This is a genomic window from Mesorhizobium cantuariense, assembly GCF_042647205.1.
GTDB lineage: Bacteria > Pseudomonadota > Alphaproteobacteria > Rhizobiales > Rhizobiaceae > Mesorhizobium > Mesorhizobium cantuariense.
Genome location: NZ_JBHRVD010000001.1, coordinates 4,731,907 through 4,758,090, shown reverse-complemented (window position 1 = coordinate 4,758,090; position 26,184 = coordinate 4,731,907). Strand labels below are relative to the sequence as shown.

At 64.0% G+C, this 26,184-nt stretch carries 26 protein-coding genes and 1 pseudogene; 18 read left to right on the top strand and 9 right to left on the bottom strand.

Going from position 1 to position 26,184, the window contains the following annotated elements; genetic code table 11:
- The first annotated feature begins 3 nt into the window (after window positions 1-3).
- Window positions 4-957 carry an ABC transporter permease gene (locus tag ACFOJ9_RS23180; RefSeq protein WP_378981665.1) on the top strand — a complete coding sequence of 318 codons (954 nt, stop codon included), beginning with the start codon at window positions 4-6 and terminating at the stop codon, window positions 955-957.
- A gap of 93 nt (window positions 958-1,050) precedes the next feature.
- On the top strand, window positions 1,051-1,734 hold the full coding sequence (locus tag ACFOJ9_RS23175) for an SGNH/GDSL hydrolase family protein (RefSeq protein WP_378981663.1): 684 nt from the start codon (window positions 1,051-1,053) through the stop codon (window positions 1,732-1,734).
- 149 nt (window positions 1,735-1,883) lie between these two features.
- Here ACFOJ9_RS23175 and ACFOJ9_RS23170 read toward each other — a convergent pair whose 3' ends face one another.
- Window positions 1,884-2,144, bottom strand: a complete 261-nt coding sequence (locus ACFOJ9_RS23170; protein WP_378981661.1) for a hypothetical protein — start codon at window positions 2,142-2,144, stop codon at window positions 1,884-1,886.
- Window positions 2,145-2,379: 235 nt separating this feature from the next.
- On the opposite strand from ACFOJ9_RS23170, the pseudogene ACFOJ9_RS23165 reads away from it, so the two are divergent.
- A pseudogene (locus ACFOJ9_RS23165) lies at window positions 2,380-3,349 on the top strand (SDR family oxidoreductase).
- A 48-nt stretch (window positions 3,350-3,397) separates the two neighbouring features.
- On the top strand, window positions 3,398-4,279 hold the full coding sequence (locus ACFOJ9_RS23160) for an NmrA family NAD(P)-binding protein (RefSeq protein WP_378981659.1): 882 nt from the start codon (window positions 3,398-3,400) through the stop codon (window positions 4,277-4,279).
- Between the two features lie 337 nt (window positions 4,280-4,616).
- Here the strand turns inward: ACFOJ9_RS23160 and ACFOJ9_RS23155 are convergent, their stop codons facing one another.
- Entirely contained in the window at window positions 4,617-5,054 is a 438-nt protein-coding gene (locus tag ACFOJ9_RS23155; RefSeq protein ID WP_378981657.1) for a hypothetical protein, read from the bottom strand.
- A gap of 228 nt (window positions 5,055-5,282) precedes the next feature.
- Window positions 5,283-7,091 (bottom strand): dipeptide ABC transporter ATP-binding protein, encoded by a 1,809-nt coding sequence (locus ACFOJ9_RS23150; protein ID WP_378981655.1) that lies wholly within the window; start codon window positions 7,089-7,091, stop codon window positions 5,283-5,285.
- 190 nt (window positions 7,092-7,281) lie between these two features.
- On the opposite strand from ACFOJ9_RS23150, the gene ACFOJ9_RS23145 reads away from it, so the two are divergent.
- From ACFOJ9_RS23145 to ACFOJ9_RS23105, 9 genes are all read left to right on the top strand, one after another.
- The gene (locus ACFOJ9_RS23145) at window positions 7,282-8,640 is read left to right on the top strand and encodes an LLM class flavin-dependent oxidoreductase (RefSeq protein ID WP_378981653.1); all 1,359 of its coding nucleotides are present in this window, start codon (window positions 7,282-7,284) and stop codon (window positions 8,638-8,640) included.
- A gap of 14 nt (window positions 8,641-8,654) precedes the next feature.
- On the top strand, window positions 8,655-9,431 hold the full coding sequence (locus ACFOJ9_RS23140; protein WP_378981651.1) for a DUF427 domain-containing protein: 777 nt from the start codon (window positions 8,655-8,657) through the stop codon (window positions 9,429-9,431).
- Window positions 9,432-9,465: 34 nt separating this feature from the next.
- Window positions 9,466-11,103 carry an ABC transporter substrate-binding protein gene (locus tag ACFOJ9_RS23135; RefSeq protein ID WP_378981649.1) on the top strand — a complete coding sequence of 546 codons (1,638 nt, stop codon included), beginning with the start codon at window positions 9,466-9,468 and terminating at the stop codon, window positions 11,101-11,103.
- A 7-nt stretch (window positions 11,104-11,110) separates the two neighbouring features.
- Window positions 11,111-12,070: an ABC transporter permease gene (locus tag ACFOJ9_RS23130; RefSeq protein WP_378981647.1), complete on the top strand. Its 960-nt coding sequence runs from the start codon at window positions 11,111-11,113 to the stop codon at window positions 12,068-12,070.
- A complete protein-coding gene (locus tag ACFOJ9_RS23125; RefSeq protein ID WP_378981645.1) occupies window positions 12,067-12,954 on the top strand; it encodes an ABC transporter permease in 888 nt (295 codons plus the stop codon). Before ACFOJ9_RS23130 ends, ACFOJ9_RS23125 begins: the two co-directional genes overlap by 4 nt.
- A 70-nt stretch (window positions 12,955-13,024) precedes the next feature.
- Window positions 13,025-14,047, top strand: a complete 1,023-nt coding sequence (locus ACFOJ9_RS23120; protein ID WP_378987984.1) for an LLM class flavin-dependent oxidoreductase — start codon at window positions 13,025-13,027, stop codon at window positions 14,045-14,047.
- Window positions 14,048-14,085: 38 nt separating this feature from the next.
- Window positions 14,086-14,730: a ThuA domain-containing protein gene (locus ACFOJ9_RS23115; RefSeq protein ID WP_378981643.1), complete on the top strand. Its 645-nt coding sequence runs from the start codon at window positions 14,086-14,088 to the stop codon at window positions 14,728-14,730.
- A 17-nt stretch (window positions 14,731-14,747) separates the two neighbouring features.
- A complete protein-coding gene (locus ACFOJ9_RS23110; protein ID WP_378981641.1) occupies window positions 14,748-16,241 on the top strand; it encodes an aldehyde dehydrogenase family protein in 1,494 nt (497 codons plus the stop codon).
- A gap of 54 nt (window positions 16,242-16,295) precedes the next feature.
- On the top strand, window positions 16,296-16,634 hold the full coding sequence (locus tag ACFOJ9_RS23105; protein WP_378981639.1) for a hypothetical protein: 339 nt from the start codon (window positions 16,296-16,298) through the stop codon (window positions 16,632-16,634).
- A gap of 371 nt (window positions 16,635-17,005) precedes the next feature.
- On the opposite strand, the gene ACFOJ9_RS23100 is transcribed toward ACFOJ9_RS23105, so the two are convergent.
- The gene (locus ACFOJ9_RS23100; protein WP_378981637.1) at window positions 17,006-19,027 is read right to left on the bottom strand and encodes an amidase; all 2,022 of its coding nucleotides are present in this window, start codon (window positions 19,025-19,027) and stop codon (window positions 17,006-17,008) included.
- A 145-nt stretch (window positions 19,028-19,172) separates the two neighbouring features.
- On the opposite strand from ACFOJ9_RS23100, the gene ACFOJ9_RS23095 reads away from it, so the two are divergent.
- Window positions 19,173-19,448, top strand: coding sequence for a hypothetical protein (locus tag ACFOJ9_RS23095; protein ID WP_378981635.1), 276 nt, complete (start codon window positions 19,173-19,175; stop codon window positions 19,446-19,448).
- 15 nt (window positions 19,449-19,463) lie between these two features.
- Here ACFOJ9_RS23095 and ACFOJ9_RS23090 read toward each other — a convergent pair whose 3' ends face one another.
- From ACFOJ9_RS23090 to ACFOJ9_RS23075, 4 genes are read right to left on the bottom strand one after another with little or no spacing between them, the layout of a single operon-like run.
- A complete protein-coding gene (locus tag ACFOJ9_RS23090; protein ID WP_378981633.1) occupies window positions 19,464-20,549 on the bottom strand; it encodes a Gfo/Idh/MocA family protein in 1,086 nt (361 codons plus the stop codon).
- 40 nt (window positions 20,550-20,589) lie between these two features.
- Window positions 20,590-21,354 (bottom strand): ATP-binding cassette domain-containing protein, encoded by a 765-nt coding sequence (locus ACFOJ9_RS23085; protein WP_378981631.1) that lies wholly within the window; start codon window positions 21,352-21,354, stop codon window positions 20,590-20,592.
- A complete protein-coding gene (locus tag ACFOJ9_RS23080) occupies window positions 21,351-22,352 on the bottom strand; it encodes an ABC transporter permease (protein ID WP_378981629.1) in 1,002 nt (333 codons plus the stop codon). Before ACFOJ9_RS23080 ends, ACFOJ9_RS23085 begins: the two co-directional genes overlap by 4 nt.
- Window positions 22,349-23,353: a sugar ABC transporter substrate-binding protein gene (locus ACFOJ9_RS23075; protein ID WP_378981627.1), complete on the bottom strand. Its 1,005-nt coding sequence runs from the start codon at window positions 23,351-23,353 to the stop codon at window positions 22,349-22,351. The genes ACFOJ9_RS23080 and ACFOJ9_RS23075 overlap by 4 nt, the downstream gene beginning before the upstream one ends.
- A gap of 38 nt (window positions 23,354-23,391) precedes the next feature.
- On the opposite strand from ACFOJ9_RS23075, the gene ACFOJ9_RS23070 reads away from it, so the two are divergent.
- The 3 genes from ACFOJ9_RS23070 (at window position 23,392) to ACFOJ9_RS23060 (ending at window position 24,555) form a co-directional block, all read left to right on the top strand.
- Window positions 23,392-24,009: a hypothetical protein gene (locus tag ACFOJ9_RS23070; protein WP_378981625.1), complete on the top strand. Its 618-nt coding sequence runs from the start codon at window positions 23,392-23,394 to the stop codon at window positions 24,007-24,009.
- A gap of 118 nt (window positions 24,010-24,127) precedes the next feature.
- Window positions 24,128-24,325, top strand: coding sequence for a hypothetical protein (locus ACFOJ9_RS23065; protein ID WP_136616314.1), 198 nt, complete (start codon window positions 24,128-24,130; stop codon window positions 24,323-24,325).
- A gap of 29 nt (window positions 24,326-24,354) precedes the next feature.
- Window positions 24,355-24,555 carry a hypothetical protein gene (locus ACFOJ9_RS23060; RefSeq protein ID WP_378981623.1) on the top strand — a complete coding sequence of 67 codons (201 nt, stop codon included), beginning with the start codon at window positions 24,355-24,357 and terminating at the stop codon, window positions 24,553-24,555.
- A gap of 93 nt (window positions 24,556-24,648) precedes the next feature.
- On the opposite strand, the gene ACFOJ9_RS23055 is transcribed toward ACFOJ9_RS23060, so the two are convergent.
- Window positions 24,649-25,215, bottom strand: coding sequence for a TetR/AcrR family transcriptional regulator (locus ACFOJ9_RS23055; protein ID WP_378981621.1), 567 nt, complete (start codon window positions 25,213-25,215; stop codon window positions 24,649-24,651).
- A gap of 103 nt (window positions 25,216-25,318) precedes the next feature.
- On the opposite strand from ACFOJ9_RS23055, the gene ACFOJ9_RS23050 reads away from it, so the two are divergent.
- On the top strand, window positions 25,319-26,134 hold the full coding sequence (locus ACFOJ9_RS23050) for an oxidoreductase (protein WP_378981619.1): 816 nt from the start codon (window positions 25,319-25,321) through the stop codon (window positions 26,132-26,134).
- Window positions 26,135-26,184: the final 50 nt, after the last annotated feature.

Sequence of the window (26,184 nt, the reverse complement as noted above, 5' to 3'; positions counted from 1 at the left end):
GCGATGGCTGCTGTTTTCGCCAATCCGATCGCCCGGCGTCTGCTGCGCATACCGCCGTCCTATTTTGTCTTCCTCGTGCTGCTGGCCACGCTGTGGATCGCGCGGCCGAACATGCTCAACCTCAACATCATGGGCATCTTCATCAGGCAGATCGTTCCGCTCGGCATCCTTGTGCTGGGGCAACTCGTCGTCATGCGGGTGAAGTCGATCGACCTCTCCGGCGGCGGTATCATCCTGCTCATCAATTATTTCATCTCGTCGGGCAGTTTCCCCGGCGCGTCGCTGCCCTTCTTCGTCGTGCTGGCGCTCGCCACCGGGCTGGTCATCGGCCTGTTCAACGGCTTCATGATCGGCAACCGGCGGGTGTCGGCCGTCATCGTCACACTGGCCGTCAGCATCATCCTGGTCGGGCTGGTGCAGTTCCTGTCGAGCGGCAACCCGCCCGGCGACGTGCCGAAGCTGTTCAACGACCTCTACAACACGAAATTCCTGTCGGTTCCGACGCCTGTCCTGTTCTGGATCCTGCTGACCGCATTGGTGTCGCTGCTTCTGTCACAGACCGTGTTCGGCCGCTACGTCGCCTCGGTCGGCGAGAATGCCGAAGCCGCCCATTTTTCCGGCGTGCCAGTCCAGCGCACCGTCATCCTGGCACATACGCTCGCCGGCCTGATCGCGGCGATCTCGGCCCTGGTGCAGACCGGTTCGATCGCCGTCGGCAGCGTCCGCGTCGGTCTCGATCTGCCGATCCTGGCCGTCGCGGCAACGATCCTCGGGGGCGTCGTCTTCGGCCGTGGCGACGGCGGCGTCTGGGGTCCATTCTTCGGCGCGCTGTGTTTCGCCCTGCTGTTCGTGGTGATGACGGTGCTCGGCATCGACGAGCCCGGCAAGCTCATCGCCCAGGGCGTCATCATCCTCGGTGCGGCGATCTTCTACGGAGTCCGCGTGCGAACCCCCTGACTTGAGACGGCGAAAGGCAAACCGGCACCGGCGTTTGCCGGGACCGATAAAACTGCGCGTTCAGACAATTGGCAAACAGATGGAGAAACATGGATGTCACCGCCAAAAAACATCATGTGCTACGGCGACTCGCTGACCTGGGGCTGGGTACCGGTCAAGGAGGGATCGCCGACCTACCGCTACCCCTATGACCAGCGCTGGACGGGCGTGATGGCGGCGGCGCTGGGAGCGGGCTACCACATCGTCGAAGAAGGCTTGAGCGCGCGCACGACCTGTCTCGACGACCCCAACGATCCGCGCCTGAACGGGGCCAATTATCTGCCCTCGGCCATCGCCAGCCATCTGCCGCTGGATCTGGTCATCGTCATGCTCGGCACCAACGACACCAAGTCCTATTTTCGCCGGACGCCCTACGAGATCGCCAATGGAATGGCGAAACTGGTCGGGCAGATCCTGACCAGTGCGGGCGGTGTCGGCACGCCTTATCCTGCCCCGAAGGCGCTGGTCATTGCGCCGCCGCCGCTGACCCCGATGCCCGATCCGTGGTTCGAGGGCATGTTTGGTGGCGGTCACGAAAAGTCCAGGGACCTGGCCAGGCAGTACAAGGCGATGGCGGATTTCATGAAGATCGATTTCCTGAATGCCGGTGATTTCGTCACCACGGACGGTGTCGACGGCATCCATTTCACTGCCGGAAACAACGCCGATCTGGGGCGCGCCGTCGCCGACAAGGTCAAGTCGATCCTTGAGCCGGGCAAGGTCAGCACCGCCGCCTGAAGCCGCCACGCCCGTCGGCTTGCGGCACACAGGCCCACGGCGCAGTGTATCGCAGGTTCCTCCGGCGATACACATCGATGCGGGGCCGAACGATGCGTTTGGCCCCGTATTGATGCAGCAAAGTTCGGCGTTGGCAGGCGTGCGTTGATCTAGAGCCTTGGTCCTGAAAGAACATCATCGGCCGACGCTTTGGTTTGGCGATCGAAAACGACCGCCAGCCCGTTCTTGACGGCAAGCGAGGCGACCATGTCGTCGAGTTCGCGATCGGGAATGGCGGGTTTGAGGACCTGCCGGATGGCCTGATAGGCCTGCTCGGTCGACACATAGTCGTAGCGCTTTTTGCGCGCTTCCACATATTGCTCGATGAGAATGCCCAATCGGCGGGCGGCGATGTCATCTGGTTGCTGCAAGGGAGCCTCCTCAAGCGTCGATCATCTGCAGACCCCTAGGATGTAAAAACCCACGCTGCGAAAGTTAAGGCCTGCAGCCGGCCCGAGGCCAAATAAATACGCTGTCGTCATCGACCAACCGGGCGGCAGCCAGCAAGCCTCGCTCAAGGCCGCGCCAAACTCGGATGACAAACGATCGGTTCCGAGTGGGGAACGATCCGCCCGCTGCGACATTTTCCGCAGAAGGAGGCGCGCCATGCTTACAAAGAACGATACGTCGAAGGTGACCCAAAAGCAGCGGCGCATACAGCGCAAGGTGGATGAAGACGACCGCCGCAAGGGTAGGTCGAAACCGGATCGCGCCATGCAGGCCGGCGCACGCAACTATCCGGCGCCGCCTTTCCCGAAACAGCATCACCCCAAGCCTGGCGAGGAGGGGCGGGTCGAGCCCGCACCGCTGTACGATGCGCCATACTGGATCGGCTCGCGCAAGCTGGGCGGCAAGACAGCGCTGATCACCGGCGGCGATTCCGGCATTGGCCGCGCTGTCGCGGTTCTGTTCGCGCGTGAGGGAGCCGACGTGGCGATCGCCTATCTGTCCGAAGACAAGGATGCGGAAGCGACCAGGCAGGCCATCGAGGCGGAAGGCCGGCGCTGCCTGCTTTTGCGCGGCGACGTGTCCCGCCGCGCCTTCTGTCGCCAGGCGGTTGCCGCCACGGTGAAGCAGCTGGGCGGCCTCGACGTGTTGGTGAACAATGCCGCCTTCCAGGTGCACTCGGCCGATTTCGCCGACCTGCGAGGAACATTTCGACACCACGCTGAAGACCAACCTCTACGGCTATTTCCACATGGCGCAGGAGGCGGTGCCGCATATGAAGCCCGGCTCGGCTATCGTCAACACCGGCTCCGTGACCGGCATAGACGGCTCCAAAGCGCTGGTCGACTATTCGATGACCAAGGGCGGCATCCATGCCTTTACGAGAGCGCTGTCGGGCAACCTCATCGGCAAGGGGATCAGGGTGAACGCGGTGGCGCCTGGCCCTGTCTGGACCCCCTTGAACCCCTCGGACAAGCAGGCGGATGACGTTTCCAAGTTTGGTGCCGACACGCCCATGAAGCGTCCGGCGCAGCCTGAAGAACTGGCCCCGGCCTATGTGTTTCTCGCGTCAGCGCAGTGCTCGAGCTACATCACCGGCGAGATCCTGCCGGTGGTCGGCGGCTACTGAACGCGGCTTATCCTGGCGGGGTGGCGCTTTTGGAAGGAAGGACTGACCATGCATATTGTTCTCGGAGGTACAGGTCATGTTGGCTCAGCGGCTGCCAAAACCCTGTTGGGCGAGGGCGAGCCGGTGACGGTTGTAACGCGTGACCGATCGAAGAGCGCCGACTGGCTCGGACAAGGCGCCGAAGTTGCAGTGGCCGACGTTCGTGACAGAGAGGCTCTTCGGCGTGTCTTGCTGAAAGGCGAGCGCCTGTTCCTGCTCAATCCGCCGGCCGACCCGTCGACAGACACGGATGTCGAAGAGCGCGCGACCGTTGCGGCAATCGTCGACGCCGTTCACGGGTCAGGGCTCGAGAAGATCGTCGCGGAATCGACCTATGGCGCGCAACCCGGAGAGCGATGCGGCGATCTGAGCATCCTCTACGAGCTGGAGCGGAAACTGCATGACCAACCCATTCCGGCCAGCATCATCCGCGCCGCCTACTACATGAGCAACTGGGACTCTGCCCTGCAGACCGCCGAGCAGGATGGCGTCGTGCATAGCCTTTTGCCGGCCGACTTCAAATTGCCGATGGTCGCACCGCAGGATCTCGGGCGTGCCGCTGCCCGCCTGATGATGGAACCGGTCGAGCAGACAGGTATCCATTATGTGGAAGGCCCGTCCCGCTACTGCGCGGCCGATGTGGCGGCTGCGTTCAGCGAAGAGTTGAAAAGGGATGTCAAGGTGGTGACGGCACCGCGTGAGACATGGGAAGAAACCTTCGAGGCAATGGGATTTTCCAAGCCGGCGGCGCAATCGTATGCGCGCATGACGGCCGTCAGCGTCGACGAAGGCTATGAGATGCCGGGCAACCCAGAGCGGGGCACCATGTCACTGCAGCAATATATTTCCGAGCTGGTACAGCACGGCCGGAAGGGTCAGCAGGTCCACTAGCTGGTCCGACGGGTGTCCATTCACGTCGCTTTGCCGACCGCCGCGTCCATTCCCATCTCTTCTTCGGAAATATCGTCGAACGAGGCGTAGTTCATGTTGTAGAGGCGGGCGTAGAGGCCTTTTCTTGCCATCAGCTGCTCGGGCATCGCACTGTGTCTGGAAGGAAAGCGAGCATGCGGCTGTGACCCGATGCATTGGCCGGGCACCAGGCGCCAGGACGCCGATGTTGGAAATCTCGGGCATCGTCAGCGCCCTGACCGGTTCAGGCCAGCAGCCGGCGATACGCAAGAGACAGCCGGACGGGGTGCAACCTTCCGTCCGGCCGGAAGTCCAACTGCTAGGCAGGTATCAAGACGGCGATACGATGCACGCCGACCTCCTTGCTTGTGTTGGTGGCCTCGTCGGTCTTGCCCTTGGCGCACGTGTACATGTCGCCTTCCTTGAGCTTGAATTCCTTGTCGGCTTTCTTGATCGTGAACGCACCTGAAGCAATGGTGCAGACCATGTCATTGTCCATCACCATTTGAGGCGCGTGTGCGCCGGGCTGAAACACCACGTCGGCAATTGCGATGCTCTTGTAGGCGGGAATGTCGGAGTTGCCGGTGCTGACCTCAACCACCCTGACACCGGGGGCAATCTCCTTGCCTTCCTTCGGGCCGTATTTCTTGACCTTCGCGGATGCCACCAGGGTGAACAGAGGCGTCATCGCGGCGGCCGTCACACCGAGAGCAATCGCAGACCTGCGATTTATGGTTTTCATCGCATCCTCCCACATGTTCGTCACGAACGAATGTGCATGACCACAATATATTAGCACAAACGTATGTACTTGTATGCGAGGAAACACCCAAGCCCAGCACGGCGCCAAGAACTCCGGGGTTCCGGTGTCGGCAATGCAATTTTACACCGTCCCGCCGCAGCCGTCGGAGAGGTTCCACACATCGACGACCTGCCTGCCGCCAAAACCGTGCTGCCGCGGGCCTTCGGACTGCTGTTGAGCCGCTCAGGAACCCTGGCCGTGCCGCCAGCAGGCGATCCGGTGGCCGGGCGCGACCTCGTTGGCTGATGGCTCTGCCTTTCGGCAGTCGGCCAGGACCAGCGGGCAGCGGTCGGCGAACGAGCATCCCGTGTTCGGGATGCCGGTGGCCTCGGTCTCGACCGAAGCGGAAAGTTTTGGCGCGGCCTCATCGGAAGACGCCGCCAGAAGCAGTGCGGTGTAGGGGTGGTTGGGGCCGCGAAAAATCTGGTCGGATGAGCCGGTTTCGACGAGGCGACCGCGATAGAGCACGCCGATCCTGTCGGCCATGTAGCGCACCACCCTGAGATCGTGGCTGATGAACAGATAGGTGGTGTCCTTGTCGCGCTGCAGGTCGTTGAGCAGGTTGAGAACGGTCGCCTGAACGGAGACGTCGAGTGCGGAGGTCGGTTCATCGAGCACGACGACCTTCGGCACGCCGGCAAAGGCCCGTGCGATGGCCGCCCGCTGCCGCTGGCCACCGGACAGCGACCGCGACTTCTGCTCGGCCGTGACGCCAGCGAGGCGGACCGACTGCAGCAGGTCGCTGACGCGGGCCTTCACCTCGCTGCGGCGCAGGCCAGCCAGCCGCCGCAGCGGCCGGCCGAGGATTCTGCCGATCCGTTGGCGCGGGTTGAGCGTGCGGTCCGGCGACTGGAAGACCATCTGCACGTCGCGCCGTTCGGCAAGGTTCCTTTTCTCGACGCGTGGCGCGACAGCCTTGCCGAACAGCTCGACCGATCCGGCGTCTGATATCTGCAGGCCGGTGATGATGCGTGCCAGGGTCGACTTGCCGGAACCGGACTCGCCGATCAGCCCGAAGGTCTCGCCCTGGCCTATGTCGAGATCAATATCGTGCAGCACTGGCTGGCTGCCGAAGGCGTGGCTGATGCCTTTGCAGGCGATCGCGATCCGGCGCTCTTTTGGTGCGCCGGCGTCTTCGCCGTGCGCTGTTGGATGCGCTGGCACGCCGTCCATTTCTGCCAGCCTGCCGTCCCGCTTGATGTAGTTGAGCGCCGGGATCGAGGCGATGAGCGCCTTCGTGTAGGCGTGAGAGGGGTTGTCGAAGACATCGCCGGCGGCGCCGCTTTCGACCACGGCTCCCGACTGCATCACTGCCACCCGGTCGCAGGAGCGGCGGATCATGTTGATATCGTGGCTGATCAGCAGGATGCTGGTTTTGTGATCCTTGCGCAGGTCATGCAGGATGGCGATGATCTCGGACTGGACGCTGGCGTCGAGCGCCGTTGTCGGCTCGTCCAGCACCAGCAGCGACGGATCGAGCGCAATGGCAATGGCAATGTTGGCGCGCTGCTGCATGCCGCCGGACAGTTCGTGCGGATAGAGCCCCAGCACACGCTCCGGATGGCTGACGCGGACCCGCCCGAGCAGTTCGGCGGCACGCTCGCGCGCCTCGTCGAGGCGCACCGGACGGTGCCGCATGATCGTCTCGGTGATCTGGCGGCCGATCGTCATGCTTGGATTGAGAGCCGCGCCCGGATGCTGGTAGACGGCGGCGATGTGATTTCCCCTGAGCCGGCGCAACTGCTCGGTGGAGAGGTCGCGGATTTCCCGGCCCTGGAATTCCAGCGCTGACGCCGCGAGGCGGGCGTTCTTCGGCAGATAGCGCAGTATGGCGAGCGCCACCGAGCTTTTCCCCGATCCCGACTCGCCGACCAGCCCGAGCGCTTCGCCTTCGCCGATGTGCAGCGACACGCCGCTGACGGCGGGATGCGATCCCTTGCGCCCGTCATAGGCGATGGAGAGCTGGTCTACGTTCAGAACCGAGGAGGACATGGGGACTTGAAACCACTTTCTTCCAGCGCCGCCATCGAGGGCAATCGCTTCCGCTTTGGCAATACATTATCTCTATAAAATTACTCGGATTAAGCTGGAGCGCAATCTACCTTTCTCGGATTGGGAGAGATTGTCACCGTCTGTCGAGGCAGCGCGACGGTCTCCGGAGCAGATCTGGAAGGAGGCCGGCATGGCTCGAGACCACATGATCCTCAGCGCATTCTTCTTCAACCCGCAGGGCGATCATCGGATGTCGTGGCGCCATCCGCGGGCGCCGGGCCGGGAGGTGCTGGGTTTCGAGTTCTACCGCGATCTCGTGCAGGCGGCCGAGCGCGCCAGGATCGACACCATCTTCGTCGCCGACCACGTGTCGATCTGGGATTCGGTCCAGAGCGGCGTCGCCCACTACGCCAATGCCCGCCTCGAACCGCTGACGCTGCTCTCGGCGCTGGCCGGCATGACCAAGCACATCGGCCTGATCACCACCGCGTCGAGCTCCTACAGCGAGCCCTACAATGTGGCGCGCATGTTTGCCTCGCTCGACCATATCAGCAAGGGCAGGGCGTCGTGGAACGTCGTCACCTCGGCCATGGACGAGGAGGCGCGCAACTTTGGCCGCGACGGCAATATCGAGCATGCGTTCCGCTATGAGCGCGCGGCCGAATTCCTCGATATCGTCAAGGCGCTGTGGGACAGCTGGGAAGACGAGGCGCTGCTGATCGACAAGGCGTCAGGCTATTTCGCCGACCCCGACAAGGTCCATCCCATCGATCACAAGGGCAAGCACTTCAAGGTTCTCGGACCGCTCAACGTCTCACGGCCGCCGCAGGGCCATCCACTGATCGTCCAGGCCGGATCGTCCGAGGACGGCAAGAACTTCGCCACCGCCCAGGCCGATGCGCACTTCGCCATCTACAGCACCAAGGAAGACGGCATAAAATACCGCCAGGACATCAACGAGCGTCTCGCCCGCCACGGCAGGCGGCCGGAGAGCTTCAAGATCCTGCCCGGCATCCTGCCGATCGTCGCCGCCTCCGAAGCGGAAGGCCGGGAGAAGCAGGAGTACCTGCAGACCTTGCTGCCCGATCAGGTCGGCATCGACCTTCTGTCCAGCTGGAGCGGCATCGATCTCTCCGTCTATCCGCCGGACGGGCCGCTGCCGCCGCTGCCGGACGAGAGCACATTCAATGGCGGGCGCACCTCGCTCAACCGGGTCAAACAGTGGGCGAAGCAGAATCTCAGCCTGCGTGAGATCGCCCGCAAGCTCGCCAACAGCGGTTCGGTGCCGACCGTCGCCGGTACGCCGGTGCAGATCGCCGACCAGTTGCAGGACTGGTTCGTTTCGGGTGCCGCCGACGGCTTCAACCTGATGTTCCCGCTGCTGCCCGAGGATTGGGTGAACTTCGCCGAACAGGTGGTGCCGGAGCTGCAGCGGCGCGGCGTGTTCCCGACCGAATACGCGCCGGGAACGCTGCGCGACCGCTTCGGCCTGGCGCGGCCCGCCAACCGCTTCGCCGAGCAGCGCGACAATGCGCGCGCCGTGTCCTGACGGGGAGAACGATCATGACCGTCGCACCAAGATTGCAGCCGCGCGAAGCGACCGCGCCGCGGCTCCTCAACGTCCTGCACAGCCCCAAGCGCGTGCGCGTCAAATTCGGCGGCCGCACCATCGCCGACAGCCGCAACGTGCTGGTGCTGCGCTCCAGCCATTTCCTGCCGATCTATTTCTTCCCGCCGTCAGCGGTCGATCCGTCGGTTCTGAAGCCTTCGCTGCATCGCGAACCGCATCCTGTCGGTGGCGAGACCGCGTACTGGGATATCGACAGCGGCGACAGGCGCAGTGCCAACGCCGCCTGGTCGTTCGTCTCGCCGCCGGACGAAAACCTGTCGCCCCTGGCCGGCCGCATCGCCTTCACCTGGAAGGCCGTCGACCAGTGGTTCGAGGAGGAAGAGGAGGTCTTCGTCCATGCCCGCGACCCCTATGCACGCATCGATGTGCTGCAAAGCTCGAGCCACGTGCAGATCTGGTTCGACGGTGAGCCGATCGCCGACAGCCATCGCCCGGTGCTGCTGTTCGAGACGCATTTGCCGACGCGCTTCTGTCTGCCCGCGGAAGACATCCGGCTGGAGCGGCTGACGGCGTCCGTCACAACGACGCGATGTCCCTACAAGGGCATCGCCTCCTATTGGTCCGGCCTGCTGCGCGACGGTTCGGTGCGCCCGGACATCGCCTGGAGCTACCGCGATCCGATTGCGGAGATGCCGAAGATCAAAGGCCTCATCGCCTTCTATCCGCAGGCTGTCGACCGCGTCCATCTCGACGGCGAACCCGTCGCATAGCTTTTCAATCTTCATTTCAGAGCAGGGGTTTAACATGACCAAACGCAGAGATATCGACGCACTTCGCAACCTGTCGGGGGACATCTGGAATGTCGCCGTCGACGAATATCAGGGCGGCTTTCTCAAGCGCCGCGATCTCCTGAAATACGCAGCACTGCTCGGCCTGACCGGCTTTGCCGCCTCGCAGCGGCTTGGAGGCGCGCGTGCCGCGGTCGCTGCCGGCGGCACGGTCCGTGTCGGGCTCGGCCAACCGACCAAGGCGATCGATCCGGTTTCGGTGACCGATCCGGCCAGCATCGGGGTGATCAGCCAGGTCGGCGAATATCTCATCCTCGACGATCCAAAGGACGGGCTGCAGCCGAAGCTCGCTCTGTCCTGGGAGGCCGACGAGACGGCCAGCCGCTGGACCTTTAAATTGCGGCCAGGGGTGAAATTCCACGATGGCCGCGCGGTCACGGGTCGGGATGTGGTGGCGAGCTTCGAGCGGCTGGTCGATCCGGCCAGCGGCTCGTCGGCATTGTCGGCCTACAAGGGCATCCTGTCCAAGGGCGGCGCCAAGGTGGTCGACGACGAAACCGTCGCCTTCGATCTCGACGGTCCCAACAGCAACTTCCCCTTCTATGTCTCCTCCGATGTCTACAATGCCGTCATCCTGCCGGCCGACTATGCCGGCGATTTCGAGAAGACTTTCAACGGCACCGGTCCGTTCAAGCTCGAATCGTTCCGTCCCAAGCAGGGCGCCAGCTTCGTGCGCAATGAGGATTACTGGGGCGACAAGGCGCTGCCCGACCGGGTCGAGATCAAGTTCTTCGACGACGAGCAGGCGCAGGTGCTGGCGCTGCAGGCCGGCCAGCTCGACGTCATCCCGAGCACGACGCGCCTGGAACTGGCGATCGAAGGCAATCCCAATTTCAAGCTGCTGAGCGTGCAGGCAAGCTCGCATGACCAGGTGCATCTCAGGACCGACCAGGCGCCGTTCACCGACAAGCGCATCCGCCGCGCGCTGGCGCTCACCATCGACCGCGAGGCGGTGGTCAAGGGCCTGCTGAAGGGCCGCGCCATCGTCGGCAACGACACCCCGTTCGCGCCGATCTTCCCCTCGGCCGATCCGTCGGTGCCGCAGCGCAAGCAGGACATTGCCGAGGCCAAGCGCCTGCTTGGCGAGGCGGGCGTGCCCAACGGCTTCGAGGTGACGCTGACCACCGAGCGCGCCTATGACATTCCCGACTATGCGGTGATCATCCAGAATTTCGCCAAGAAGGCCGGCATCGACATCAAGCTCAATGTCCTGCCACAGGACGCCTATTATGGCTCGGCGACCTTCGGCAGCTCGCCCTGGCTCGATTCGGTTCTCGGCATCACCGACTACGGCCATCGCGGCACGCCCGACATCTTCCTCAACGCCACGCTGAAGAGTTCGGGAGCCTGGAACGCGGCGCATTTCAACAACCCCGCCTATGACGCGCTGCTGCTCGACTACTCGAAGGCGCGTGATCTGCAGGCACAGCGCCTCGTTGCCGGCAAGATCCAGACCTTGCTGCTCGACGAGACGCCGGCGATCATCAGCTACTTCTCGCAATACAGCCGGATCGTCAGCTCCAAGGTCGAGGGCGTGCGCTTCACCGCGATTTCGCATCTGCTGCTCGATCGCGTTTCCTTCGTCCAGGCATGATCGCGACATGCTGACCGGCCGCATTCTGTCAGCGCGTGTGGGCACGCTTCTCCTCACGCTGTGGCTGGTCAGCATCCTGGTGTTCTTCGCCGGGCAGGTTCTGCCCGGCGATGTCGGCCGTGTCATGCTCGGGCCTTTTGCAGATGCGCAAGCGGTGGCGGAACTGAACAAGCGGCTCGGCGCCGACCAGCCGGTTCTCGTCCAGTACTGGCTCTGGTTCAGCAAGGCCGTGACCGGTGATTTCGGCACCTCGTTGTCGATGCGCGGGCCTGTGGCGCCGTTCGTGCTGGAAAGCCTCAAACGCTCCGCGGCCCTTGCCGGCATTATTTTGATCTTTCTCGTTCCGCTGGGCGTTGGTGCCGGCGTCGTTGCCGGTCTCAATGCGGGCCGCTTGATCGACCGGCTGATCGTGATGGCAGGCGTCTCCTTCGGTATCGTCCCGGACTTTGTCTCCGGCCTGATGCTGCTCATCGTTTTCGGCCTGTGGCTGAACTGGTTCCCGATCTCCGGCGTTGCGCCCGATGGCGCGGGCTTCTGGATGAATAGCTACTATTTGATCCTGCCGGCGCTGCCGCTGGTGCTGAACCTTGCCGGCTACATCGCCCGGATGACGCGGGCAGGGGTGATCGAGGCGATGGCCGCCGACTACACGCGCACCGCCGTCCTGAAGGGGCTGGAGCGGCGCGAGATCATCTTTCGGCACGTGCTGCGCAATGCGCTGACGCCGACCATCGCGGTGCTGGCGACGCAGACCGGATACATGCTTGGCGGGCTGGTGGTGATCGAGGCGCTGTTCGGCATCCAGGGGCTTGGCAATCTGGTTCTGAACGCGGCCAAAGCGCGCGATTTCCCGATGCTTGAAGCGGGCGTGCTGGTGATGGCGGCAATCTTCGTGCTGTCGGCGGCGGCGGGCGACCTGGTGCTGGCGCTGCTCGATCCGCGGCAACGCCGCCGGACGTCGCCATGACGGATCTGGCGGAGTTTCCCGCGCCGCGGCGCGCCGTGGCTGGTTTTCCGGCAATGCGCAGGATCCGCGGTGCTTTCTCCGGACTGGCCCCGTCGGTCGTGGTCGGATCGCTGCTGCTCTTGTTTTGGGTCGTCTGCGCGCTGTTCGGCAATCTCTTCGTTCCATACGATCCCTATGCCGAGGATTTCCTCGCCATGCTGACGCCGCCCGATGCGCTGCACTGGTTCGGAACCGATCAGCTCGGCCGCGACGTGCTGTCCCGCATTATCGTCGGATCGCGCGACATCCTGCTGGTTGCGCCGCTGGCGACGCTGGCCGGCGTTACCGCCGGCAGCATCATCGGCCTGGTGCTCGGCTATTTCGACGGCCTGGTCGATGCCATCGGCGCGCGGCTGCTCGATACGTTGATGGCGTTTCCGTTCATCGTTCTGGTCACCATGACGCTGGTGGCGATCGGACCCTCCAATCTCACCGTCATCCTGGTGATCGGCATCGCCTACGCGCCGCTGGTGGCGCGCACCGTTCGCGCCGGCGTGCGCGAGCAGAAAGAGCGCGACTATGTCAGCGCCGCGCGGCTCGGCGGCGAAGGCCCGCTCGCCATCATGTTCCTGGAGATATTGCCCAACATCAGGGAAACGATCCTGATCGAGCTGGTCACGCGGCTGGGATACGCGTTTTTTTCGATCGCGACGCTGAGTTTTCTCGGCCTCGGCATCCAGCCGCCATCGGCCGACTGGGGGTTGGCCGTCGCCGACGGCTATGGCTTCCTGACCGGTGGCAAATGGTGGGTCGTCGTCTTCAATTCCGCGGCTATCGTCTCGCTGGTCATGGCGACCAACCTGATCGCACAAGGCATCGGCGCCTTCGAGAATAGCGATGCATGAGCCTTGATCGGGCGCGTCGAAAAATCTCTTTTGCATTGAAGCCTGACGCGCATCCTTATATCGCATGGCTATGAAGAAAATCGGTTTCCTGTCGTTCGGGCACTGGACGCCCTCGTCGCAATCGCAAGTGCGCTCGGCTTCGGACGCGCTTTTGCAATCCATCGATCTGGCCGTCGCCGCCGAGCAACTGGGCGCGGACGGCGCGTATTTTCGCGTGCATCATTTCGCCCGCCAGCTCGCTTCGCCGTTCCCGCTGCTGGCGGCCGTCGGCGCCAGGACCAGCCGCATCGAGATCGGCACCGCCGTCATCGACATGCGCTACGAAAACCCGCTCTACATGGCCGAGGATGCGGGTGCTGCCGACATCATCGCCGGCGGCCGCCTGCAGCTTGGCATCAGCCGTGGTTCGCCCGAGCAGGTGATCGATGGCTGGCGCCATTTCGGCTACGCGCCGCCGGAAGGCCAGAGCGACGCCGACATGGCACGGCATCACGCCGAGGTCTTCCTCGAGACGCTGCGCGGCGAGGGGTTCGCCCAGCCCAATCCGCGGCCGATGTTCCCCAATCCGCCCGGCCTGCTGCGCCTCGAGCCGCATTCGGAGGGTTTGCGCGAGCGGATCTGGTGGGGTGCGGCCACCAACGCCACGTCGGAATGGGCGGCGAAGCTTGGCATGAACCTGCAGAGTTCGACGCTTAAATTCGACGAGAGCGGCAAGCCGTTCCACATCCAGCAGGCCGAGCAGATCCGCATCTATCGTGAGGCCTGGAAGGCTGCCGGTCACAGCCGTGAGCCGCGCGTCTCGGTCAGCCGCAGCATCTTCGCGCTGGTTGACGATCGCGACCGTGCCTATTTCGGCCGCGGCAACGAGAGCCGCGACCAGATCGGCTTCATCGAGGAGAACACCAAGGCAATCTTCGGGCGCAGCTACGCGGCCGAGCCGGATGTGCTGATCAAGGAATTGGCGCAGGACGAGGCGATCGCCGAGGCCGACACCCTGCTGCTCACCGTTCCGAACCAACTCGGCGTCGACTACAATGCGCATGTCATCGAGGCGATCCTGACCCATGTCGCTCCGGCGCTGGGCTGGCGCTGACGTTCGGATCAAGGCGGATAATTCCAGGGAGGTACACCATGGCGAAGAAGGCGCTGATCGCCTGGGGCGGCTGGGAGGGCCATACGCCGGAGCAGAGCGCGAAGATCGTTCGCAACCTGCTTGAGCGGAACGGGTTCGACGTCACGCTCGGCCAGGGCACGGCGATGTTCGCCGATCCGGAGCTTGCTTCCTTCGATCTCATCGTGCCCGTCATCACGATGTCGACGATCGAGAAGGCCGAGCTTCAGAACCTGACGCTTGCGGTTCGCCAGGGCAGCGGGCTCGGGGGCTTTCACGGCACAATGGGCGACAGCTTCCGCAACGAAACCGACTATCAGTTCATGACCGGCGGCCAGTGGGTCGCGCATCCCGGCGACATCATCGACTACACGGTCGCTGTCACCAGGCCGGATGACCCGATCACAAAGGGCGTCAGTGATTTCGCCTACCGGTCGGAGCAGTATTACATGCATGTCGACCCGAGCAACGAGGTGCTGGCCACCACCATTTTCGCCGACGCGCATTTCCCGGGGATAGGCGGCGTTGTCATGCCGGTCGTCTGGAAGCGCCGCTATGGGGCCGGAAAGGTTTTTTACAGCGCTCTCGGACACAATGCCGACGAGTTCGCGGTGCCGGAAATGGCCTTGATTGTCGAACGGGGTCTCATCTGGGCCGCCCGCTAGGTTTTGAGGACACGAGCATGACCGTACCGGTGAGGGATTTGCCGCTGCACACGCCCATCGACGGCCGGCACCGCAAGATGCTGATCGACGGCGCCTGGTGCGATGCGTTGAGCGGCCGGATCTTCGAGACGCGCAATCCCGCCACCGGCGTCGTGATCGGCACCGTGCCGCTCTCCGATTCAGGCGATATCGACCTCGCCGTGGCGGCGGCCCGGCGCGCCTTCGACGGACCGTGGAGCCGGTTCAAGCCGTATGAGCGCCAGGTGCTGCTGCTCAAGATCGCCGACCTGATGGAGCGGCACTGGGAGGAGATCGCGCTTTCCGACACCACGGATATGGGCATGCCCATCGTACGCACGCTGGCCAACAAGAACCGGGTGCTCGGCATGCTGCGCTTCTATGCCGGCATGGCAACGTCGATCCATGGCCACACGATCGGCAATTCGCTGCCAGGCGAGATCGTCTCCTACACGCGCAAGGAGCCGGTCGGCGTCGTCGGTGCGATCATTCCCTGGAACGCACCGACCGCCGCCTCGATCTGGAAGATCGGCCCGGCGCTGGCGACCGGCTGCACCATCGTGCTGAAGCCTTCCGAGGAAGCATCGCTGACGCCGCTGCTGATCGGTGCACTGATGATGGAGGCCGGCGTGCCGCCCGGCGTCGTCAACGTCGTCACCGGCACGGGTGCGGAGGCCGGCGCGCCGCTCGCCGCCCATATGGATGTCGACAAGATCGTCTTCACCGGCTCGACAGTTACCGGCCAGAACATCCTGCGCGCCTCGGCCGGCAACATGAAGCGCGTCTCGCTTGAGCTCGGCGGCAAGTCGCCGGTCATCGTCTGCGCCGACGCCGATCTCGAGCGCGCCGTGCCGATCGCGGCGATGTCGGTGTTCGCCAATTCCGGCCAGATCTGCATCGCCGGCTCGCGGCTGTTCGTCGAACGGCCGATCCATGACGAGTTCGTTGAAAAGGTCTCAGCCTATGCGGCAAAACTCAGGATCGGCGACGGCGCCGACCCCGAGACCGAGATCGGGCCGCTGATTTCGCCCAGGCAGCTCGAACGCGTCGCGGGTTTCATCGAGGACGGCACCAGGCAAGGCGCGCGGCTGGTCACCGGCGGCACGCGCATCACCGAAGGTGCGCTGGGCGCAGGTAACTTCATCGCGCCGAGCGTCTTTTCCGGCGTCACCGACGACATGCGCATCGCCCGGGAAGAGATCTTCGGCCCGGTCATCTCGGCGCTGCCGTTCGACACGCTGGACGAAGTGGTGCGGCGCGGCAACGACACGCCCTATGGGCTGGGCGCCGGCGTGTTCACCCGCGACCTCGGCAAGGCGCACCAACTGGCCAACCGCCTGCGCGCCGGCTCGGTCTGGGTCAACACATACCATGCCATCGACCCGGCGGTGCCCTTCGGCGGCTACAAGATGAGCGGCTACGGGCGCGAGGGCGGAGCGGAGCACCTCGACGAATATCTGAACACCAAGGGTGTGTGGATCAGGACGGATTGAGAGGGGCAGATGGCGACGTTTTGACGGTGGGGTAATCCAAGGACGGAGAAAATCATGGATTCCAAGGAAAGCTGGTCCGCATCCGAAAAGAAGATCGCACGCCACGCCTTCGACGCGGCACTTGAGGTGGCGCTCGCAAGGACGATGGCCGAATTCAAAAGCAAGGCCAACGCCGCGACGCTCCCCGCCGAGATGTGGGAGGTCGAAGACTATTTGCGTGGACGGCGGCGGGAGATCGACCGGATGTTTGACTACCGCTACTCCCAGCTTCTTTATGTCTTCGCAGGTCTCATTTGGGCAGGCTATCTCGACGAAGGCCTGCTCGCCGGCCTGTCGCAGGACAAGCGGGACGCCATTCGTCGGGATATTGCTTTTGCCGAGAGCCGTAGTTGACTGGGGAGGGGGCTTCGGCGAAATGCGAAGACTAGCCATGCCATTGATGCCAGCCCTCAACCTTCGCGATTATCGACCGGCCCCCATGCCTTCGTCATCCTAGGGCGGAGCAAGGAGCGCAGCGACGCGAAGCGTTGCGAAGACCCGCGGATCCTGCCGGGACCTTCGAGCGGTGCGACGGTGCAGAAGCTTCGGTCACCGTCACCACATGGCAACGCACCCACATGCGATCGGTGCAGACGATTATCCTGGACCGATGCATTCTTCGGTCACAGTCCCGGCATGGATCCTAGGGTCTGCGCCGCGTCGCTTCGCTCCTTGCTTCGCCCTAGGATGACGAAGCTGCGGAAGTTTCGGAATCGCGCACCACCTCACCCGATGCCGCCGCTGACCGCATAAGCACCTGCGGTGCGTCCATCCTCCAAGCGCACTACCGCCGTCAAGATCGAGCCATACGAGCCGCGCCAGACGCTGTGGAACCGTTGATGCTCGGCGGCCGGGACGAGCGTGCGTCCGCTGAAACGCTGACCGCTTCGCTGCACCGCAACGGCCTCTCCGTTGACGTGCACCTGGACGCTGGCCATCTCGGCTGCCTCGCCGGGCAGGTCGAGCGCGATGACGATCTCGTCCCGATCGCCGGAAGGCCGCGTCTCGGCGGCGAGCGCGATGGCGAACGCAGGCGCCTTGCCGGCGTCGGCTTGGCCGGGGCGGCGCGAAAACACATCATCGGCCAATTCAGGCGTGCGTGGCGGGCTCGTACGGCGCTGAGTGGCGCGTTCGAAGTCGCCGGCCATGCGCAGCAGCCTTTCGTCGTCGTAGGCCTTGCCGGCGAAGGTCAGGCCGACCGGCATGCCGATGTCGGCCATGGTGCCCATCGGCACGGTGACGGTCGGGATGCCGAAATGGCGCCAGACCAGATTGCCGTTGGCGACCCAGGTGCCGTTGCGCCAGGCAAGGGCGGCGGATGCCTCATTGACATCGGCATCGGCCGGCCCGACATCGGCGGCGGCGGGCAGCACCACGGCGTCGATGCCTTGCGCGTCCAGCCAATCCTCGAAATCGATCCGCCTCGTCGCCTCCAGCCCCTTGAGGCCGTCTTCCAGCGTCGGGATGTCCGCGACGGGCGTGACGCCGGACCGCGCCCGCTCGACATACTCCGCCAGATCGAAGCCGCCCTCATAGCGGTCGGGCAGTGTGCCCGGCGGCTGCGGGAAGATCTTTGGGCCATCGACCGAAACGAGATCGGGAAGCGCCGGATCGGCATTGGCGCGCAGGAAATCGTCCCAGCCCCAGATGCAGAGATCCCAGAGTTCGCGCTCGGCGAAGTCTTGCGGCACCAGTCCGCGCTCGACCATGCTGCGTGTGCCGGGGCGGTCGTGCTCATAGTTGGAGACGACGGGAAAATCGACCTCGATCACCTCGGCGCCAAGCTGCTTGAGATCGGCCGCTGCCTGTTCCCACAGGGCTAGCACCGAGGCGCGGGTTTCGATCGGTCTATCGGCGCCGCTGTCGCGGCCGATATACATTCTGGGCACGCCTAGGCGCTTGCCCTTCAACGATCCCGCCAGTGTGAGATCGGTATAGCGCGGCGGCCGCATATCGGAGCTTTTCGGCAGCTTGACCCAGGGCTGTGCGCGCCAGAAATCGCCTTGCGTCTCCGGGTCGTCGGCGACGATCACGTCGAGCAGTTCGAGCATGTCGGGCACGCTGCGCGTATGCGGCACCACGACATCCATGGTCGGCACCAGCGGCCAGTTGCCGCGCACCGAAATGACGCCGCGCGACGGGGTGTAGGCGACCAGCGCGTTGTTGGTGGCCGGCGCGCGGCCGGACGACCAGGTTTCCTCGCCGAGCCCGAAGGCGCAGAAGCTGGCTGCTGTCGCCGTGCCCGACCCGTTCGACGAGCCCGACGCAAAGGCGGCGGTCAGGTAATCGACATTGTAGGGGCTCTCGGCGCGGCCATAGACGCCACGCTGCATGCCGCCATTGGCCATTGGCGGCATGTTGGTGAGGCCGATCAGCACGGCGCCGCCGGCCCTGAGCCGGGCGATGGTGAAGGCATCCTCATTGGCAATGAGATGCTCGAAGGCCGGCGAACCGGCGGCCACCGTCAGGCCTGATACCTTGTAACTGTCTTTGGCGGTGTAGGGGATGCCGTCGAGCGGCCCGAGCACCGTGCCGTTGCGGCGGCGCCGGTCGGAAGCGACCGCCTCCTCGAACATCGCTGGATTGAGCACCGGGACGGCGTTGAGGGCTATACCGTGCCGGTCGAAATGCGCTATGCGCCTGAGATAGGCCCCGACCAGTTCGACGGTGGTGACGGTGCCATCGTCGAGCGCGCGGCGCAGTTGGTCGATCGTCGCTTCGACGAGATGAAGGCCTGCATCGGTCATCGCTGATCCCAAATTTCCACGCACCATGGATGAGCAAGGTGGCCTGCTTCGGCAAGAGCCTATCGCGGTCTTCGTTGGAACTTTTGTCCGGCTGGCGATTTTGGATGTATGGTGTGAACTCGGAATGGCCAGGAGGGTGTTGCCGATGACCACGAAATGCGTTGCGATCCTAGCTCTCGCTCTGGCAATGGGCTCAAGCCTGTGCGCCCCGGCCTTCGCGGGCGACCGGCATCACGACCGCCGGGTCCAATCCGAACGCTACGTTCCCGCCGAAGGCGATCTCATCGACGTCCTGTTCGGCGGCCCGCGCTACTACGATCAGCAACTGGTCACGACGGCTGCCGGCGCGTGCTCCTACCATCGCGTCGGACCGGACGCGAATGCGTTGAACAAGATCAACGATCATCACTGTGGGAAGTAGGCAGTAGGCAGCGCCTCAACGCTGGCCGCTCTCCTTCATCCGATCGATGATCTCGGCCATCAGCGCCAGGTCGCGGCGTGAATCGGCGAGGTCGGTCAGTGGCTTCGTACCTTCGGTGATGTGGCGGTGGAAAATCTCGAGTTCATTCGAGAAAGCGTCGCCATAGAGCGGCCCGAAAGTCTTCGTCACCGGGCCGAGCGGGCCGGCATCGGTCACCTCCAGCCGGGTCGGCAGGCTGCGGATGTAGGGCGTGTCGTAGAGGATGCGCACGCGTCTGGTGTTGGAGCGCACTTCGATCATGGCGTCGAACAGGCCGAGATCGTCGACCACCGCGTCATACAGACAAGCGAAATGGCCGTAGTCGAAAGTGACTGATGTGTTGGCGCCGCCATTGGTGCGGTGGGCGGCGAGCACGCGCGTCGGCTCGCCGATGAGCCCGCGCATCGCCGAAATGTGGTGCGAGGACAGCGCCGTCAGCCCGCGATAGGCGCGCACCAGATCGGCTGATGCATCGGCGCCGACCACCTCGCGGATCAATGCGTCGCGTTCCCTGGCGCCACGCGCCAGCAGGGCAGGGTCGATGTCCTGGGGGTAAAGGACGTTCTGGCTCTTCTTGAGGAAATGCCGGCCTTCCGAGATCAGGTCGAAGATGCGGACATGGGTGATGTCGGCGTACGCCGGCAGCTCGTCCCTGGCCGCCAGATAGGCCGGCGCGTAGCGGCGCATATAGCCGACGAACAGGGTCTTGTCGTAGCCCGGCATCAGCGCGAGCAGATCGTCGATCTCGCGCACCGTCAGGCAGGCGGGCTTTTCCAGCAGGATGTGTTTGTTGGCCCGCATCCCCGCGCGCACGAAGCGGCTGTGGGTGTCGTCGGACGACAGCACGAACACCGCGTCGATGTCGGGCGAATTAATCAGCGCCTCGGCCGTCTCGAAGGCCTTTGCCGTCGGATGTTGCGAGGTGCACAGCGCCACCAGGCTCGCCGAGACATCGTACACGCCCGCGATCACCCAGCGGTCGCGCTGATCGCTCAGCACAGGCAGATGGATCGACTGCGCGACCTCTCCAAGACCGACAAGCCCGACACGGATTGGTGCCACTGCGAAACTCCTTTTATTTTAACTCTGCTGCTGGCCAGGGCTATGCCGCGCCGGTGACCAGCGCGACGAGTTCGTTGCCGGTGGTTTCGGAAGCGCGCACCGTCGCCGCCATCTTTCCGGCCCGCATCACCCAGATCTGGTCGGACAGGCGGCGGACCTGATCGAAATTGTGGCTGACCAGGATGACGCTGACCGATTGTTCGCGCAGGCGCCGGATCAGCGCTTCGACATTGGCCGTCTCCTGCACGCCGAGCGCCGCCGTCGGTTCGTCCATCACCACCAGCTTGGCGCCGGATCCGACGGCGCGGCAGATCGAGATCGCCTGCCGCTGGCCGCCCGACAGGCGCCGCACACGCTGGTTGATCGACGGCACGTTGATCGACAGGCGCGACAGCATGGAACGGGCCTCGCGTTTCATCGCCTTGCGGTCGAGGAAAGCGAAGGGGCCGATGCGGCGCACGATCTCGCGGTTGAGGAACAGGTTCTGGGCGACGGTCAGTTCATCGATCAGCGCCAGGTTCTGGTGCACGGTCTCGATGCCGGCTTTGCGCGCTTCGTCGGGGTTGGCGAAGGGCCGCGCCCGGCCGTCGAAGAACAAATTGCCGGTGTCCGGCTGATGCACGCCAACCAGGCTGCGGATCAGCGTCGACTTGCCGGCGCCATTGTCGCCGATGACGGCGGTGACCTCGCCGCGACGGGCCTGGAAGGCGACGTCGGTGAAGGCGCGGATGCCGCCGAAATGCTTGCTCAGCCCTTCGCAGGCGATGATTGCCTCAGAGGCGGGAATGTGATTGGCAGCGCTCATTTCTGATACCGCATGATCAGCGCCGCCAGCACCACGATGGCGCCCACGGCAAGCGGTTGGTAGAAGGCCGACACGTTGAGCAAGGTCAGGCCGTTGACGAGTGCTGTGAGCATCAGCGCGCCGATGGCGGGGCCGAGAATGCTGGCGCGGCCGCCGAACAGGCTGACGCCGCCCAGCACCACCGCCGCCACCGAATTGAGCAGCAGGCTGGTGTTGATCTGCGGTTCGGCCGAGCCGATGCGGGCGACCAGAAGAATGGCCGCGATGCCGGCGCAGAGACCGGAAATGGTATAGGCGGCGATCTTGACCCGATCGGTGCGGATGCCGAGCGCGCCGGCACTTTCGGTCTGGCCGCCGGTGGCCAGCAGATGCACGCCGAAGCGGGTGTGATAGAGCGCGATATGCGCGACGATGACGGCTGCGATCGCCACCCAGACCGGGTAGCCGAACGGTCCGAACGAACCGGAGGCAAGCCTGAGCAGGAAGGTCGAGCCGACCATGGTCGGCTCGCCGCCCGACAGGATGAGGCCAAGGCCGGTGATGCCCGACAGCGTGCCGAGCGTCACCACGAAGTCGGGAATTTTGCCTGCGGTGATGATCAGCCCGTTGAGGAAGCCAAGGGCGCTGGTGGCGAGAACCGCGAGCACGCAGGCGACGAAGATGCCGTAGCCGGCGGCGTTGACGAGGCCGAGGATGATGGCGCCGAGCATGACGGCTGCCGCCAGCGATAGGTCGATGCCCGAGGTCGCGATGACGAAGGTCTGGCCTATCGACAGCACGACCAGGATCGCCGCCGCCAGCAGCAGCGCCTGCAGGTTGGCGACGCTGAGAAAGACCGGCTGGGCGATGCCGAAGACGATGACGAGGCCGACCAGGCCGACGACGGATGCCCAGTCGGCCCAGAAGGAGGGATCGAGGAGGAGAGCCGCCAGGGAGGGACGGCTCTCCTCCGCACCCGCCGAATGGGCGGCGGGCGCGTTGTCTGCGGGTGTGCTCACTTCAGCATCTCGCGGAAGGGATCGGGATAGTCGCCGCCGGGACGCGGAAAGTTCTTCAGCGAGGCTTCGGCATTGTCCTTGTTGATCAGCAGCACGGGCGCCGGCACGTTGGCGGGCAGTTCCTTGCCCTTGGCAGCGACCGCACAGGCTTCGACGCCCATGGCGCCGACGACATAGGGGTATTGCGCGACGGTGGCGGACAGTTCGCCGGCAGCGATCGATTTCAGCGCGTCGACGATGCCGTCGAGGCCGATCACCTTGACGTCCTTGCCCGATGTCTGCACGGCGCGTTCGACGCCGAGCGCCATGATGTCGTTGGCGGCGAAGAAGCCGGCGAGATCAGGGTGCGCGGCGAGGATATCGGTGGCGGCGGTCAGCGCCTTCTCGCGGTCCCAGTCGGCGCTGACCATCACCACGACTTCGAGCTTGCCTTCGACGGCCTGCTTGAAGCCCTTGATGCGGGCGTTGGAGCCGACATCGCCGACGATGCCGGCGATCAGCGCGACCTTGGAACCCTTCGGCACCAACTTCAGCATCTCTTCGCCGGCCAGCGCGCCGGCCGCGACATTGTCGGTGCCGATATAGGTCGAGACGGCAAAGCCGGCGGCCTTGGCCTGCTCGGGGTCGATGGTCGAGTCGATGTTGACGATCGGCTTCTTCTTCTGGGCGACCGGCACCAACGCCTGGACGAGGTTGGAGACGCTGATCGGGTTGACCAGATAGCAATCGAAATCCTGCATGGCCATGGCGGTCAGGCGGTCGGCCTGGCCGGTGGCGTCACCCATATTGGCGGCGGCCTGGACGCTGACATTGACGCCGTTCGCCTTGGCCTGCTCCTCGATGCCCTGCTGCATGGTCTGGAAGAACGGATTGTCGAGGCCTTTGACGATGGCAGCGACCTTCGCCGCGCCCTCGGCGTGGGCGGGCGCTGAGACGATGGTTGCAAGCATGCCGGCGCCAAGCAGGCTCGTGCCGAGTTTCAAGCAATTGAACACGCGCATGGTTTTTCCTCCTCCTGATTGTTTTATATGCTGCATCAATGTCGCTGTCCGGCGACTGCAATACCCGACGGTGCGCAAGCGCGCCTGGCGCGACGATCCGCCAACAGGTTGCTGCCCGCCCTGCGGTGTGCGGGTCGCAGCCCCGGTTCGGCTTTTTGATGTCAGGCATTGCTCCTCCCAGAGCGCCGGCCGATGCCATGCCGACATTTCCGCATGTTTTAGAAAAAATTGACATGCGTCAAGATTTAAAATGGTGCGTAGCGATTTTGACTGTGCGGTCCTACGGCATGACTGGGCCTGTCGGCACGCGCCACAACCGAGACGCGAAAAAAATGCCGCGTGGAGGGAACCTTTTTGGGGTATCGACGTCGGTCGGCACTTTTGTGCAAGGGGGAGGTTTGGGGATGGAGCGTTTCGAAATCCTGGAAGAGCCAACAGGCACATTCTCGATTTTCGATACATTCACGGAATTGCCGGTAACGGTCGAAGGCGGTGCGTGCATCGGGCTTTACCGGCACGAACTGCCGTTGGCACTACTTGAAGCGATCGAAGCGGTTCAGCCCGGCAATTTTTCGCTGCTGCCATCACTGTCGGTTTTAAACGGCTGGCGGATCGATGAAGACGATCGGTCGCTTTCAGACGACCTGCTGGCGTGAGCAAAGCCAGCCGAGATCGCATCAAAAAATCATACCGTAAGGGAAATCACGCTCTGTCGTCGAAAGCGGCGGTGAGGCTTGGGAAGCAAGGGGAGGTTGTAGGCGTGGGAGGTGAACAATGTCTGATCAGGACGACCTGATCCGAGCAGCCATCGGACGGCTGCTCGCCGAGAAGACAGGCGCCGCCGTCATATCGATGAGAGAGAGCATCACCGAGCTTCTGGCGCTGACCGGTGCGGCGCTGGACGAAAGACTGCAGGATCTTCTTTTGGAAATGGCTGAAGTCCGCGGCATGATGGTTGCCCTCGATATTTAGGGCGGCCGTCGGTCTGGCAGGCAGAGCCGATGCCGTCCGCCGACCAGGGCGTTTTTTCAGGGCTCCAGCCCAGCGTGCCACGTCGGGCCGAGTACGCGGTGCTCGACCTCGCGCGCATCGTGGTGCCGGACTATCACCCGGTGATTTCGGACCTGACGATCATCCTGGCGATGCTGTTTCTGCCGAAGGGGCTGATGCGGAGTTTTGGGAGCAGGGCGCGGACCGCCTGAAGGGGCGCCCCGCTATGTTTTGACGCAATTCCCAAGGGAAAGCGCTATGCGCTTTTCCCGGGAAAACCGTTTCACACTTTTCCTGGAATTGCCCTAGCGCTGCTCGATCAGTGTCCGCGCTGCATCTTTCCCAGCCGCGAGGATACGATCGGACAATTCCGTCCCTTGCACGGCGCGGGCCATTTGAAGCGCGCCGATGAGCGTTGCAAAGACAGCCAGCGCTACGCCTTCCGGGTTCCTGGCCTGCGGGAGCGCTTGCGCCAACTGGTGTGCCAGCACCAGCAAGTGGTCAGTATAGGCGTCGCGCGTTTCGGGCGGCTGACGCGCGATCTCCGGCAGCAGCGCGGCTGACGCGCAGCCCTTTCCCGGATTGTCCCGGTGCTCGGCCGACAGATACGCCTCTATGGCCATCTCCACCCCCCCCGAAGCCAGTGCTTGCGCCAGCTGCTGCGCCTGAAGCTCCATGGCTGCCGCGACGCTTTCGCGCACAAGCTCCGCCTTGGATTGAAAGTGCGGATAGAACGCGCCGTTCGTCAGCCCGGCGTCGCTCATGATGGTCGCCAGTCCGGACGCGGCGATGCCGTCACCGCGAAAACGGTCGGCGGCGACCTCCATGATCCGGCCGCGCGAGGCGTCCTTCCGGCCCTTTTCGTAGCGCATGGCTGCCATTCCTTTCTGTTATTGCATTATGACCATAATCTGATATTATGACTGTAATTCAACTGAAGCGAAAAAGCTAGCCCTCATGATTTTGGAGCACGAAATGAACGCGAATTCCGGAAAAACCGCCGTTGTGACCGGCGCCTCTTCGGGCATCGGCCGCGCCAGCGCCGAGGCCTTGGCACGGGCAGGCTTCACCGTCTTCGGAACCAGCCGGCGTAAGGCCGGCACGGACCCGGACGGGGTGACCATGTTGGTTTGCGACGTGACCGACGGTGAGGCCGTTGCCGAACTCGTTTCGACGGTGCTGTCGCAGACCGGCCGGATCGATCTGTTGGTCAACAATGCCGGTGTCGGCCTGCTTGGAGGCGCCGAGGAATTCTCGATCGCGCAGGTGCAGGCCCTGTTCGACGTCAATCTGTTCGGCGTCGTCCGCATGACCAATGCGGTGTTGCCGTCGATGCGGCGGCGTGGCGAAGGGCGCATCGTCAATATCGGCTCGGTGTTGGGTTTGGTGCCGGCGCCGTATTCAGCGCATTATTCGGCGGTCAAGCACGCGCTCGAGGGCTATTCGGAATCGCTCGACCACGAGGTTCGTGCGTTCAATATCCGCGTCTCGGTCGTCGAGCCGGCATTCGTGCGCACTGTCTTCGACCAGAACGGGATCCAGCCGGACTCGCCGTTGAAGGAATACGATCAGGCTCGAGCTACGCTCGAAGCGCTCCTTCGCGACGTGATGCCTGTAGCCGACCGGCCGGAGGTGGTCGCGCAGGTGGTCGTCAAGGCAGCGACCGATGCCCGTCCGCTACGGCGTTACACCGCCGGCAAGGCAGCGCGCCAGGTCAGCCTGCTGCGCCGCTTTGCCCCCGCGGGGATATTCGACAAGAGCCTGCGCAAACAGTTCCGCCTGCCGGTTTAAACAGCAGCGAGCAGAGGATTTCACGCACATGCGACTAGCAACGACAACAC

Excerpts from the sequence above, each read along its gene's own strand:
- ACFOJ9_RS23130 (WP_378981647.1), top strand. The coding sequence starts at position 11,111 with ATGCTGACCGGCCGCATTCTGTCAGCGCGTGTGGGCACGCTTCTCCTC.
- ACFOJ9_RS23105 (WP_378981639.1), top strand. The coding sequence starts at position 16,296 with ATGGATTCCAAGGAAAGCTGGTCCGCATCCGAAAAGAAGATCGCACGC.
- ACFOJ9_RS23095 (WP_378981635.1), top strand. The coding sequence starts at position 19,173 with ATGACCACGAAATGCGTTGCGATCCTAGCTCTCGCTCTGGCAATGGGC.
- ACFOJ9_RS23075 (WP_378981627.1), bottom strand. The coding sequence starts at position 23,353 with ATGCGCGTGTTCAATTGCTTGAAACTCGGCACGAGCCTGCTTGGCGCC.
- ACFOJ9_RS23175 (WP_378981663.1), top strand. The coding sequence starts at position 1,051 with ATGTCACCGCCAAAAAACATCATGTGCTACGGCGACTCGCTGACCTGG.
- ACFOJ9_RS23150 (WP_378981655.1), bottom strand. The coding sequence starts at position 7,091 with ATGTCCTCCTCGGTTCTGAACGTAGACCAGCTCTCCATCGCCTATGAC.
- ACFOJ9_RS23065 (WP_136616314.1), top strand. The coding sequence starts at position 24,128 with ATGTCTGATCAGGACGACCTGATCCGAGCAGCCATCGGACGGCTGCTC.
- ACFOJ9_RS23110 (WP_378981641.1), top strand. The coding sequence starts at position 14,748 with ATGACCGTACCGGTGAGGGATTTGCCGCTGCACACGCCCATCGACGGC.
- ACFOJ9_RS23125 (WP_378981645.1), top strand. The coding sequence starts at position 12,067 with ATGACGGATCTGGCGGAGTTTCCCGCGCCGCGGCGCGCCGTGGCTGGT.
- ACFOJ9_RS23120 (WP_378987984.1), top strand. The coding sequence starts at position 13,025 with ATGAAGAAAATCGGTTTCCTGTCGTTCGGGCACTGGACGCCCTCGTCG.
- ACFOJ9_RS23140 (WP_378981651.1), top strand. The coding sequence starts at position 8,655 with ATGACCGTCGCACCAAGATTGCAGCCGCGCGAAGCGACCGCGCCGCGG.
- ACFOJ9_RS23070 (WP_378981625.1), top strand. The coding sequence starts at position 23,392 with ATGTCGCTGTCCGGCGACTGCAATACCCGACGGTGCGCAAGCGCGCCT.
- ACFOJ9_RS23100 (WP_378981637.1), bottom strand. The coding sequence starts at position 19,027 with ATGACCGATGCAGGCCTTCATCTCGTCGAAGCGACGATCGACCAACTG.
- ACFOJ9_RS23160 (WP_378981659.1), top strand. The coding sequence starts at position 3,398 with ATGCATATTGTTCTCGGAGGTACAGGTCATGTTGGCTCAGCGGCTGCC.
- ACFOJ9_RS23155 (WP_378981657.1), bottom strand. The coding sequence starts at position 5,054 with ATGTGGGAGGATGCGATGAAAACCATAAATCGCAGGTCTGCGATTGCT.
- ACFOJ9_RS23145 (WP_378981653.1), top strand. The coding sequence starts at position 7,282 with ATGGCTCGAGACCACATGATCCTCAGCGCATTCTTCTTCAACCCGCAG.
- ACFOJ9_RS23115 (WP_378981643.1), top strand. The coding sequence starts at position 14,086 with ATGGCGAAGAAGGCGCTGATCGCCTGGGGCGGCTGGGAGGGCCATACG.
- ACFOJ9_RS23060 (WP_378981623.1), top strand. The coding sequence starts at position 24,355 with ATGCCGTCCGCCGACCAGGGCGTTTTTTCAGGGCTCCAGCCCAGCGTG.
- ACFOJ9_RS23135 (WP_378981649.1), top strand. The coding sequence starts at position 9,466 with ATGACCAAACGCAGAGATATCGACGCACTTCGCAACCTGTCGGGGGAC.
- ACFOJ9_RS23055 (WP_378981621.1), bottom strand. The coding sequence starts at position 25,215 with ATGCGCTACGAAAAGGGCCGGAAGGACGCCTCGCGCGGCCGGATCATG.
- ACFOJ9_RS23085 (WP_378981631.1), bottom strand. The coding sequence starts at position 21,354 with ATGAGCGCTGCCAATCACATTCCCGCCTCTGAGGCAATCATCGCCTGC.
- ACFOJ9_RS23180 (WP_378981665.1), top strand. The coding sequence starts at position 4 with ATGGCTGCTGTTTTCGCCAATCCGATCGCCCGGCGTCTGCTGCGCATA.
- ACFOJ9_RS23050 (WP_378981619.1), top strand. The coding sequence starts at position 25,319 with ATGAACGCGAATTCCGGAAAAACCGCCGTTGTGACCGGCGCCTCTTCG.